Source organism: Streptomyces sp. NPDC002130 (assembly GCF_040296465.1).
Lineage (GTDB): Bacteria > Actinomycetota > Actinomycetes > Streptomycetales > Streptomycetaceae > Streptomyces.
In genome coordinates, this window is record NZ_JBEOXI010000249.1 from 1 (window position 1) to 11,473 (window position 11,473).

Here is an 11,473-nt window from a genome sequence, read left to right on the forward strand (position 1 = left end):
CCAGCGTGAGCCGGTCCCGGGGCGCGCCTGGAGATACAGGTCGGTGTCCCGCTCGGCCACGACGACCTCGTGCCCGAGCACTTGGGCGATCTCGGCCCCGCCCCCGCGGCACGACTGCCCGCAGGCGGAGCGGAGACGCGCCCGCCCCCGCCGTCGGACGCAAGGGGCCCTGTCGGGGGGTGTCCGCCCGCAGCGGTTGGCGCGTCGACGCCAGTCAGTCGGTAAGTGGGCCCATCGCGCCGTTCCGAGGACGGACACCCCCCGGCGCGGCCCCGACCCCCACCCCGCGAGAAGGCGCAAGCACCCGCACAGGCACTACACCCGCCGCCCCCCACCGGCCCCCGCCCCCAACGCCCCCCGCTGCGGTGCGATCCCCGCCGGAACGGCCCGCTGCCGTGCCGGTGTGCCCGTCCAGCACGTGCCGCGGCGGGCGAGGAGGCGACGCAGCCAGAGCTCCAGGGAGACCAGGTCCGCCAGGCCGTCCAGAGGGAGGGGTTCACCCGCCGCCGCGCCGCGCAGCGCCTTGCGGACCACGCGGGCCTCGACCAGGCCCGCCTCCGCCAGCAGCGGGGTGTCGAAAAGGGCGACCAGGGAGTCCGCCGCCACGCGCAGCCCCGTGCGCTCCGCGGCCGCCGCCGTCGCCTGAGTCGGGGCGCCCCAGCCGGGCGGCAGTTCGCGGACCCCGGCCCCTTCCAGCACCGTACGCAGGATCGCCGCCCGCGCGCCCGGCCGCACCCGCAGCGCTTCCGGCAGAGCTCGGGCCGCGCGGACGACCTGGTTGTCGAGGAACGGCGCGTGCAGCCGCTGGAAGCGGACCTCCGCCGCCTGTTCCAGCACCCGCAGGTCCGCCGCATGCCGTCCCAGCGCCGCACGCGCGCGGAAGTCCCCCGGCCGCTGCCCCGGCCCGACCAGCTCCGACCGGTGGGTGGACGCCTGAAGACGAACCGATACTTCAGCGAGCGCCTCACCGGTCAGCCAGCGCGCCGCCGGCCCGGGTCTGCCCCAGGTCAGCGCGGCGAGCGAGGCGTCCAGCGCACCGCCGGGCGCGTCGAGGCCGTCGTCGGAGCGGGGGTCGAGCAGGCGCTCGGCGAGGGCCTCGAGCCCCGACCGGTACGGCATACGGGACAACCGCCGCGCCGCCGCGTACACGCGCGCGGGCACGAGCACCGACCCGTCGGCCTTGGCCAGCGCGGCGACCGGCCGCACGAGATGCCGCCGCCGACGGTCCATCAACAGGTCGGCCAAACGCGCGGGATGGGCGTCCAGGACCTGGCGCGCGCCATAGCCCGTGAAGTGGTCCGCGCTGCCTGCCGCCAGCCGGGCCCGATGGCGCGCGGCCGACACCAGGCACGGCCCGGGTTCGTCCGTCAGGGGCCCGTCCAGGTCGGCGTAGGGGAGGGTCTCCTCGCCGCCCGCCACGACGACGTGGTGCAGCCGCGGGTTCGCGGCCAGCGCGCCCGCCCGCTCCAGTTCCGCCTCCCGGCCCCCGACGGCGAGGTCGTTGAACGTGACGGCCAGCAGCCGCTCCCCCGCGCCCGTGCCGTGCCCCAGCACCGTGCCCGGCATCCCGGGCAGCCCCGCGGCCAGCAACGCCAGTGCCCCGGAGGCCGGCCCGCCGGACAGGTCCGCGCCGATTCCCGGCACCGGCATCCCGCGCGCGGCACGCCGCTCGGCGGGCCCCATGCCGGGCACGGGACCGGGGTCGATGTCGGCGCCGGGGACGTGCCGGGGCGCGGACAGCCTCGTCCGCACGGCCTCGACGAGCGCGTCCCGCACCGCGTCGACCGCGCTGTCGGGGTCGGCAGGGGGCGCCGCCACGGCCAGTGAGGCGACCGGCTCGTACCCGGCGATCTCGCGCGCCCCGGCGCGCAGGATGAGGGCGTGCCCGGGCGGAATGCGCTTCACGCCGTCGTACGGCGTGGAGTCGTGCAGCGCGGCGGGCACGTCGGGGGCCGCCAGCAGCGCGGCGAGATGCCCGAAGTCGAGGTTGGCCTCGATGAGGTCGGCCAGCGGCAGCGCGGCGGTCGCGTACGCCGTACCGCCGGCCCAGGGCGTGTGAAACACCGGCCGCGCGCCCGCGAGATCACCGCAGACGGTGATCCGCCTGCCGACCTGGACGATCGCGGTGTAGCTGCCCGGCCAGGCGGTCAGGTGCCGAAGTGCGCCACCGCGTGCGGCGAACAGCGCGACGCGCAGCTGCTCGTCGGTGGCGCCGCAGATGCCGAGGACGGCGATCCTGGTCCGGTCGTCGGCCTTCACGACCCGCACCTCGTCGGGGCGCCAGTCACCGACCGCCCACAGCGGATCGGGGTCGCCCCACAGGAGTTGGGACCCCACCGGGTGCAGGGTCTCCCCCTCGCTGCCGGTGGCCCCCGCCGAACCGGCAGCGACGGCTCCCGCGGCGGTGCTGCTCCATCCCACCAACCACCGCATCGCCGCCTCCACAGGCTGTGGACAACCAGTGCACCGTACGAACCGGTTCACCATGCTGCCATGAAGGAAGCGTTCCAGAGGGCGCCGACGCCGCTTGCGCTCCGCCGAATGCGCCCCGGCGGAGCCACCCGCACGGTCGCGAACACCCCGAACACCCGCACGCCACAAGAAGATCCGGGCGGAAAGCCGGACGAACCGACGACCGCTCGGCGGGAAGACGGGACGAAGGAGGCGACGACAGACACGACGAAAGACCGAACGGAGAGAACGACGAACGAGGCGCCACAAGAGGGAGCCGGAAGAAGACGCGGGGGAAGGTGCCGCAAGAAGACGCGGGGAGAAGGTGCCGCAAGAAGACGCGGGGAGAAGGAGCCGGAAGAAGACGCACGAGACGCCGGAAGAAGCTGAGCAAAGCGAAGAAGCGGCGAAGAATCAAGGCACGCCAGCGACATGTCTGCAGTAGTACTGCGACGCGAATGCGCCCCCAAAACGCGCCCCAATCACGCCCGACGCGCCCTCAAGTGCCATGGTCGGAGCCCTGATAGCCCACGACCGGCGGGGGCGACTTTCGGCCAAATCGGTGTCACGCGAGCAGCCTCGAACACTCTCCGTACAGGCGCGGCGTCCTGCCACCCGGTCGCGCAGTCCGGGAGACGGAGCACGCCTCCCGGACCGTTCCGCCGCCCGCGGGGATGTAGGCGGCGGTGTCCCCCAGCCCACTGGATCCAGTACAGCGGGCCGACCCACGCAACGACCATGGAACCGCTCCCGCGATGGCCGGAGAAGAGCGCACGGGCAGGCGCACGGCCACACAACGGGAGCACGTCGCAACAGCCCGTATCTGAACCGCACTTCAGTACGGACCACAATCCCGCCAACCGGAACAATGCCCCTTAACGCTTGGGATGCGGCGAACTACGCTGGGTTTACGAATGCCGCGTGGTTATGCCAGTGCGGCAGCCGTCTGTGTCGAGGGGTGGCTCATGTCCAGGGAGCAACGCGGGCCGAACGAAAAACTCGGCGCCGTTCTCGCCCTCGCGGGAATCTCCAACGCAGGCCTCGCGCGGCGCGTCAACGATCTTGGCGCCCAGCGCGGCCTGACGCTTCGCTATGACAAGACGTCGGTGGCGCGCTGGGTGTCGAAGGGAATGGTGCCGCAGGGTGCCGCCCCGCACCTCATCGCCGCCGCCATCGGCCAGAAACTCGGCCGCCCGGTGCCGCTGCACGAGATCGGCCTGGCGGACGCGGACCCCGCACCCGAGGTAGGCCTCGCCTTCCCGCGGGACGTCGGCCAGGCGGTGCGCTCGGCGACCGACCTGTACCGCCTCGACCTCGCCGGCCGCCGGGCCGGCTCCGGCGGCATCTGGCAGTCGCTGGCGGGATCGTTCGCGGTGAGCGCATACGCAACGCCCGCCTCACGATGGCTGATAACCCCGGCCGACAGTTCGGTCGCGCGTGACGTGGGCCCCGGTGAGGGCTCCGGCGCACCGCTCAAAGTCGGCCACAGCGATGTGCAGAAGCTGCGGGAGGCCGCCGAGGACGCGCGGCGCTGGGACTCCAAGTACGGCGGCGGCGACTGGCGTTCTTCGATGGTCCCCGAGTGCTTAAGGGTGGAGGCGGCCCCCCTGCTGCTCGGCTCCTACTCCGACGAGGTCGGCCGGGCCCTCTTCGGCGCCTCCGCCGAACTCACCCGCCTCGCGGGCTGGATGGCCTTCGACACGGGCCAGCAGGAAGCGGCCCAGCGCTACTACATCCAGGCCCTGCGCCTGGCCCGGGCGGCGGCGGACGTCCCCCTCGGGGGCTACGTACTGGCCACCATGTCCCTCCAGGCCACCTACCGCGGCTTCGGCGACGAGGGCGTGGACCTCGCCCAGGCAGCCCTGGAACGCAACCGCGGGCTGGCGACGGCCCGCACCATGAGCTTCTTCCGCCTCGTCGAGGCACGCGCGCACGCCCGCGCGAACGACGCCCAGGCGGCCGGCGGCGCCCTGAAGGCGGCCGAGAGCTGGCTGGAGCGCGCCCGCCCCGGCGACAACGACCCGAGCTGGCTCGGCTTCTACTCCTACGACCGTTTCGCCGCCGACGCCGCCGAGTGCTACCGCGACCTCAAGGCGCCCCGCCAGGTCCGCCGCTTCACCGAGCAGGCCCTGTCGCAGCCCACGGAGGAGTTCGTCCGCTCGCACGGCCTGCGCCTGGTCGTCTCCGCGGTCGCCGAACTGGAGTCGGGGAACCTCGACGCGGCGTGCGAGCAGGGAGTGCGGGCGGTGGAGGTCGCCGGGCGGATCTCCTCGGCCCGTACCACCGAGTACGTGAAGGACCTCCTGCACCGGCTGGAGCCGTACGGCGACGAGCCGCGCGTGGTGGAGCTCCGTGAGCGTGCGCGACCGCTGCTGATGGCTCCCGCCTGAGCGTGTGCCGGTTTGCTGTGATCTCGAGGCTGCGGTTCGTCTGTGGCCTGTCGCGCAGTTCCCCGCGCCCCCGCACGGACTGCCCCTCTCCGCGTTTGAAGGCATTGTCAGTGGCGCAGTGCACTATCGAGGCGGGAGGTGATGTGCGTGCGGACCGCATACGACTGTGACGTGCTGGTGATCGGCGGCGGGATCGTCGGTCTGTCGACGGCGTACGCGATCACTCGCGCCGCACCGGGCACACGTGTCACCGTCCTGGAGAAGGAGCCGGGCCCGGCCCGCCACCAGACCGGCCGCAACAGCGGCGTCATCCACAGCGGCATCTACTACCGCCCCGGCTCCCTCAAGGCCCGCTACGCGGTGCGGGGCGCGGCCGAGATGGTCAAGTTCTGCGCCGAGTACGGCATCCCCCACGCGGTCACCGGCAAGCTGATCGTCGCCACCGGCCGCTCGGAGCTGCCCCGCCTGCACGCGCTCGTGCAGCGCGGCCGGGAGAACGGCATCCCGGTCCGCGAACTGGGCGCGTCCCAGATCGCCGAGTACGAGCCGGAGGTCCGGGGCCTGGCAGCGATACACGTCGGCACGACCGGCATCTGCGACTTCGTCGCGGTCGCCCGCCAGCTGGCCCACGGCTCGGGCGCGGAGATCCGCTACGGCGCCCGGGTCGTGCGCGTCGACCGGCGCCCCGAGCGGGGAGTCGCCGTGCTGACGGCCGCGGGGGACGTCGTACGCGGGCGGGTCCTGGTGAACTGCGCGGGTCTCCGCTGTGACGAGATCGCCCGGCTCACCGGGGACGATCCGGACGTCCGGATCGTGCCGTTCCGGGGCGAGTACTACGAGCTGGCCCGGCCCGAGCTGGTACGCGGCCTGGTCTACCCCGTTCCCGACCCGGCGTTCCCGTTCCTCGGCGTGCATCTCACGCGGGGTATCGACGGGGGTGTCCATGTCGGGCCGAACGCGGTTCCGGCCCTGGCCCGCGAGGGATACGGCTGGGGCACGGTGAACCTCCGCGAGCTGGGCTCGACCCTGACCTGGCCCGGCTCCTGGCAGATAGCCCGCCGGCACTGGCGGTACGGGGCGGGTGAGCTGCGGCGGTCCCTGTCCAAGAGGGCGTTCACACAGGCGGTGGGCAGGCTGCTGCCCGGGGTGTCCGAGGCCGACCTGGTCCCGACGGCCGCGGGTGTGCGCGCACAGGCGGTCCTCCGCGACGGAACCCTGGTCGACGACTTCCTGATCCGCGAGGGCCCTCGCACGGTGCACGTCCTGAACGCACCGTCTCCCGCAGCCACCGCCTCCTTGCCGATCGGCCGGGAGGTGGCCCGGAGGGCATTGAGCGCGCTGTGAGCTTCACCGGTGCTCGGGGTTGTGGCTGAGGCCGGGTGGGTGCGCACCTCGGCGCCACGAGGTGCCGCTGCGCCCACCCGTGCCGCCCTTAGCGGCACGCATGCCCGCAGCTAGGGAGCGGAGAACCCCCACGCTCCCGCACCCGCCGTCGGACGCAAGGGGCCGTGTCGGGGGGTGTCCGCCCGCAGCGGTTGTCGCGTCAACGGACAGTCAGTCGGTGTGCAAGCCCATCGCGACGTTCCGAGGACGGACACCCCCCGGCGCGGCCCCGACCCACACCCAGCGACAGGCGAAGCCCCCGCAGCCGTAAAATCAGAGGCACTGTGTCTGACTCCGCAAACACCCCCGAAGCCCCGAACCCGCATCCGGACCCGCACACCCCCGGCGCCTCCGTCCGCCGCACCCGGGCCAAGGGCGAGCCGCGCTTCCCCGACGGGCCGAAGGCCGACCCCGCCGGTTCGCACTTCGAGCGGCGGATCCGGAGTTTCCAGCCCCGGCGCAGCCGTGTCACCGCAGGTCAGGCGGACGCGCTGCAGCGCCTGTGGCCCAAGTGGGGCCTCGACATCGACGGCAGCCGGACCCTCGACCTGCCCGAGCTGTTCGGCAACGACAACCCCGTCGTCCTGGAGATCGGCTTCGGCATGGGCGAGGCCACCGCCCAGATGGCCGGCGCCGACCCCGCCACGAACATCCTCGCCGTGGACGTCCACACCCCCGGCCAGGGCAACCTGCTCAACCTCGCCGACCGCAACGGCCTGTCCAACATCCGCGTCGGCAACGGCGACGCGATCATCCTCCTGCGCGAGATGCTCGCCCCCGACTCCCTCGGCGGCCTCCGCGTCTACTTCCCCGACCCCTGGCCCAAGAAGCGGCACCACAAGCGCAGGATCATCCAGCCGGACTTCCTCACCCTGGCCGCCACCCGGCTGCGGCCCGGCGCGCTCGTCCACTGCGCCACCGACTGGGAGCCGTACGCCGATCAGATGCTCGACGTCCTCACGGCACACCCCGGCTTCGAGAACACACAGGCGGACGGCGGTTTCGCGCCGCGTCCCGACTTCCGGCCGCTGACCCGTTTCGAGGGCCAGGGACTGGACAAGGGACATGTCGTGAACGACCTCCTCTTCCGCCGCGTACAGCACGTGGACCAGCCCCCCGCAGGCGCCTGACCGCCCCTGGCACGTTCCCGCCTGCGGACAGCGCCCATCCGTCGTTAGGGTCAATTCCGTGGCCACCAGCCCCCCGCACCCGTCGTACCCGAGCGGTCCCACCGACGGCGTCCCCTTCGCCGGCCCAGGCACGGCCGGCTCCCTGCGGCACGCCCACTGGTGGCAGCGCGCCTGGGTGCGCTACGGCGCGCCGAGCACACTCCTCGCGATATCCGGCCTGGTCATCCTCGCCCTGGTCCGAGAGGAGACCGGCACGGAGGGCTTCCTGGTCGGGCTCGGGCTGGCGGTGCTCCCGGTGCCCCTGCTGATAGCCGCGTTCCGCTGGCTGGACCGGGTCGAACCCGGCCCTTGGCGGAACTTGCTGTTCTGCTTCGCCTGGGGCGCCTGCGCGGCGGCGCTGATAGCGATCGTCGCCAACAGCTTCGCGACGAGATGGATAGCGACGGCGACGGCGGACCCGTCCAGCGCGGACACCCTCGGCGCGACTGTGATAGCGCCGGTGGTCGAGGAGTCGGCCAAGGCGGCGGCCGTCCTCCTGGTCTTCCTCTTCCGGCGCCGCGACTTCACCGGCATCGTCGACGGGGTCGTCATAGCCGGTGTGACCGCCACCGGCTTCGCCTTCACGGAGAACATCCTCTACCTGGGCACCGCGTTCGGCACCGACCAGCTCACCGGCGGCACCGGCATCGCCTCCGTCACGGCGGCGACCTTCTTCGTGCGGATCATCATGTCGCCGTTCGCGCATCCGCTGTTCACGGTCCTCACCGGCATCGGCTTCGGCATCGCCGCGCTCTCGGCGGACCGCCGACCCGTCCGCCGGATCGTCTTCCCGCTGTCCGGGCTGCTGCTGGCGATGGGCATGCACGCGATGTGGAACGGCTCGTCGGCGTTCGGCGAGTACGGGTTCTTCGCCGTGTACGCGGCGTTCATGGTGCCCATTTTCGGGCTGCTGACGTGGCTGGTGATCTGGACGCGGCAGCGGGAACTGAAGACCGTGCGGGCGGAGCTGCCCGCCTACGCCGTGGCCGGCTGGCTGACCCCGGCCGAGCCGTACGCGCTCGGCTCGATGCGGGCCCGGCGGATCGCCCGCCAGTACGCCCGTCGCCACGCGGGCAGGGCGGCGGCCCGGGAGGTGGCCCGGTACGAGGCGTACGCGACGTCCCTGGCGTTCCTCCGGCACCGGGCCCGGCGGGGCAGCGCCCGGGCGGACTTCGCCGTACGGGAGCGGGAACTGCTCGGCGAACTGTGGCGCCGCCGGGAGGTGTCCCGCCCCGCGCTGGACCACGCGGCGCGGATCACCGCCCCACCGGTCCCGGTGGTGGCCCCGCCCTGGCCGGTCCACGGGGTGTACGGGTACGGCCATCAGCCGACGGCGTACCCCGCGTACAACCCGTACCGCACCTAGGACCTCTCGTCCGTATTAGGCCCAGTCAGACCGATTCAGGCCGAGGCCTGCGTGAGCCGTCCGACCTCGGCCTCCGAGAGGGTCAGCTCCCCGACGCCCACCAGCGCGGGCAGCTGCTCCACCGTCCGTGCGGAAGCGATCGGCGCCGCGACGGTCGGCTGGGCGGCGAGCCAGGCGAGAGCCACCGTGGCCACGGGCACGTCGTGCGCCCCGGCGATCTCGTCGAGGGCGTCGAGAACCCGGCGCCCCCGCTCGGTCTCCAGATGCTTGGCGGCACCGCCCGCCCGGGCGCTCTCGACCGTCGTGCCGGGCCGGTACTTGCCCGTGAGGAAGCCGGACGCGAGCGCGTAGTACGGGACGGCCGCGAGGCCGCTGCGCTCGGCGAGGTCCTGGAGCTCGCCCTCGTAGGTGTCACGGGAGACCAGGTTGTAGTGCGGCTGGAGGGCCACGTACCGGGCGAGTCCCTCGCGGTCGGAGAACTCCAGGGACGCCTGCAGCCGCTCGGCGGAGATGTTGGATGCGGCGATGTGCCGCACCTTCCCGGCCTTCACGAGCTCGTCGAGGGCGCCGATGATCTCCTCGACGGGCACGTCGGGCTGGTCGAAGTGCGTGTAGTAGAGGTCGATGTAGTCGGTGCGCAGGCGCCGCAGGGAGGCGTCGGCGGCGGCCTTGATGTTGGCGGCGGACAGCCCCTGGAAGTCGGGGTGCTGGCTGACCTTCGTGGCGACGACGACGTCGGAGCGGTTGCCGCGTGCCTCGAGCCACCTGCCGAGGATGGTCTCGGACTCCCCACCCTGGTTGCCGGCGACCCACGCCGAGTAGACATCGGCGGTGTCGACGAAGTTGCCGCCGGCGGCGGTGTAGGCGTCGAGTACGGCGAACGACTGGTCCTCGTCGGCGGTCCAGCCGAAGACGTTGCCGCCGAGGGCGAGCGGGAAGACCTCGAGGTCGGAAGAGCCGAGCTTGCGCAGAGAAGTCATGCTCCACGTCAACACCCAAAGAGGAACGCCTCATTCCGCGGCGAACGCAAAGGCCCTGTAAACACTCCGCCCGGCGTAGACCGCCGCCGCACACGCCAGAACGTCCGGCAGCCCTGGCGTCGGGGGGTCGTCGTCAGGGCCGTCGGTGCTTCAACGGGTGCGTACCGCTTACGGGTTAAGTCCCTTGCCCCGCAGCCACGCCATCGGGTCGATGCCGCTCGCGGATCCGCCGGAGTGGACTTCGAGGTGCAGGTGCGCCCCGGTGACGTTGCCGGTGGCGCCCACGCGGCCGATGACATCGCCGGTGCTGACCTTTTGGCCGACGCTGACGCCGATGGAGGACTGGTGCGCGTACCAGATCTCGGTGCCGTCATCGAGGGTGAGGACGGTCTTGTAGCCGTAGGAGCCGTTCCAGCCGGCCTCGGTGATGGTGCCGCTGTGGACGGCCTTGATCGGCGTGCCCGTCGGGGCGGCGAAGTCCAGACCGGTGTGGTAGCCGGAGGACCAGTAGGCGCCGGCCTGACCGAAGCTGGAGGTGATGGTGTACGAGGAGGTCGGCAGCGTGAACTGCTTGGCCAGGGCGGCCAGGCGCTCGGCCTCGGCCTTCTTCTCGGCCTCCTCCTCCGCCTTCTTCTTGGCCTCGGCGGCCTTGGCCTTGGCTTCCTTCTCCGCCTTGGCGACGGCGTCCGCCGCTGCCTTCTCGGCGGCGGCCGCGGCATCCTGGGCGGCCTTGGTCTCGATCTGGTCCTGCTGGTGCTCGACCTGGGCCATGATCCTGGCGCGCAGCGCCTCGCCGGCGCCGGCTCCGGAGGTGCTCTTCTCGGTGTCCGCCGTCGTGGCGGTGCCGAGGCTGCTGAGCGGGGTGGCGGAACCTTCGGGGGTGTCGTCGTCCGAGATGAGGGAACCCACCGAGGGCAGGTCCGGCACGGAGATGGACACCGGGGGCTTGCCGGTCTGGGCACTGGCCATGCCGCCGGCACCCACGGCGGCTATGACACCGACGCCCAGGACGGTGGAGCTGCGGGCGAGGCCTCCGCCGCGCTGCTTGGTGACGCGATGCCGGCCACGGACGGGACGGATGGACTCCTCGGTGGGGTTCCACTCCTGGAACGGGCCCTCGTCGGTGCGCTGACCGCCGTAGCCGAAGGTGTCGGTGTCGCGCTTCGGCGCGTACGGGGCCGTGGGGGCAGGCCGGTTGGACGCCACGTGGGCGTACTCCTTTCCTTCCTTCTCGCCTACCGGGTTAGCTGACGGGTTCGGAGCAGGAAGGTCTCCTACGCGCGTATACCGGCCGTGCTCGCACGGTGGTGTACGCCCGATTCACCCCAAGTGGTGGTTCCCCGGTTCCCTTTCGGGATTCGGCGCGTGCGCACGGAGCCGCCTTCTGTGACGGCTGGGACGACCGCGCTGCGTTATCGAACGTTAATGGAGGCGCGGGGGGTATTCCAGCGATTCCGCTTGATCATTAACCTTTTTCGCGCGGACTTACCTGCCATGACCGGCTTAAATCGGGCGAGTTGACCGCCTCGCATGTGACTGACGAGTTTTGACGGTGCGTCAGTTGTTATGCGGAAAGGGATGGTTCGCTCACCGACTGTAATGACGTATCGGGTAATGCACCGAGGGCCGGAATCCTTTTGGATTCCGGCCCTCGGCCTTCAGTAGCGGGGACAGGATTTGAACCTGCGACCTCTGGGTTATGAGCCCAGCGAGCTACCGAGCTGCTCCACCCCG

The 11,473-nt window shown here is 72.2% G+C and carries 7 protein-coding genes, 1 tRNA gene and 1 riboswitch; of the genes, 4 read left to right on the plus strand and 4 right to left on the minus strand.

Features of this window, described 5'->3' with window-relative positions:
- Positions 1 to 315: 315 nt before the first annotated feature.
- Complete coding sequence (locus ABT116_RS33440) at positions 316 to 2,433, minus strand: asparagine synthase-related protein (RefSeq protein ID WP_351641437.1); 2,118 nt, start codon at positions 2,431 to 2,433, stop codon at positions 316 to 318.
- 983 nt (positions 2,434 to 3,416) lie between these two features.
- On the opposite strand from ABT116_RS33440, the gene ABT116_RS33445 reads away from it, so the two are divergent.
- The 4 genes from ABT116_RS33445 to ABT116_RS33460 all read left to right on the plus strand — a co-directional run bounded on the left by ABT116_RS33445 (position 3,417) and on the right by ABT116_RS33460 (position 8,759).
- Positions 3,417 to 4,841, plus strand: coding sequence for an NsdA family TPR-like regulatory protein (locus tag ABT116_RS33445; protein WP_351641439.1), 1,425 nt, complete (start codon positions 3,417 to 3,419; stop codon positions 4,839 to 4,841).
- Between the two features lie 141 nt (positions 4,842 to 4,982).
- On the plus strand, positions 4,983 to 6,185 hold the full coding sequence (gene lhgD, locus ABT116_RS33450) for an L-2-hydroxyglutarate dehydrogenase (protein ID WP_351641440.1): 1,203 nt from the start codon (positions 4,983 to 4,985) through the stop codon (positions 6,183 to 6,185).
- 323 nt (positions 6,186 to 6,508) lie between these two features.
- Positions 6,509 to 7,354, plus strand: a complete 846-nt coding sequence (gene trmB, locus ABT116_RS33455; protein ID WP_351641441.1) for a tRNA (guanosine(46)-N7)-methyltransferase TrmB — start codon at positions 6,509 to 6,511, stop codon at positions 7,352 to 7,354.
- Between the two features lie 58 nt (positions 7,355 to 7,412).
- On the plus strand, positions 7,413 to 8,759 hold the full coding sequence (locus tag ABT116_RS33460; protein ID WP_351641442.1) for a PrsW family intramembrane metalloprotease: 1,347 nt from the start codon (positions 7,413 to 7,415) through the stop codon (positions 8,757 to 8,759).
- A 35-nt stretch (positions 8,760 to 8,794) separates the two neighbouring features.
- Here the strand turns inward: ABT116_RS33460 and ABT116_RS33465 are convergent, their stop codons facing one another.
- The 3 genes from ABT116_RS33465 to ABT116_RS33475 all read right to left on the minus strand — a co-directional run bounded on the left by ABT116_RS33465 (position 8,795) and on the right by ABT116_RS33475 (position 11,473).
- On the minus strand, positions 8,795 to 9,739 hold the full coding sequence (locus ABT116_RS33465; RefSeq protein ID WP_351641444.1) for an aldo/keto reductase: 945 nt from the start codon (positions 9,737 to 9,739) through the stop codon (positions 8,795 to 8,797).
- Positions 9,740 to 9,907: 168 nt separating this feature from the next.
- Entirely contained in the window at positions 9,908 to 10,945 is a 1,038-nt protein-coding gene (locus tag ABT116_RS33470; protein WP_351641445.1) for a M23 family metallopeptidase, read from the minus strand.
- 11 nt (positions 10,946 to 10,956) lie between these two features.
- Positions 10,957 to 11,113: riboswitch (cyclic di-AMP (ydaO/yuaA leader) on the minus strand.
- A 288-nt stretch (positions 11,114 to 11,401) separates the two neighbouring features.
- A tRNA-Met gene (locus tag ABT116_RS33475) sits at positions 11,402 to 11,473 on the minus strand.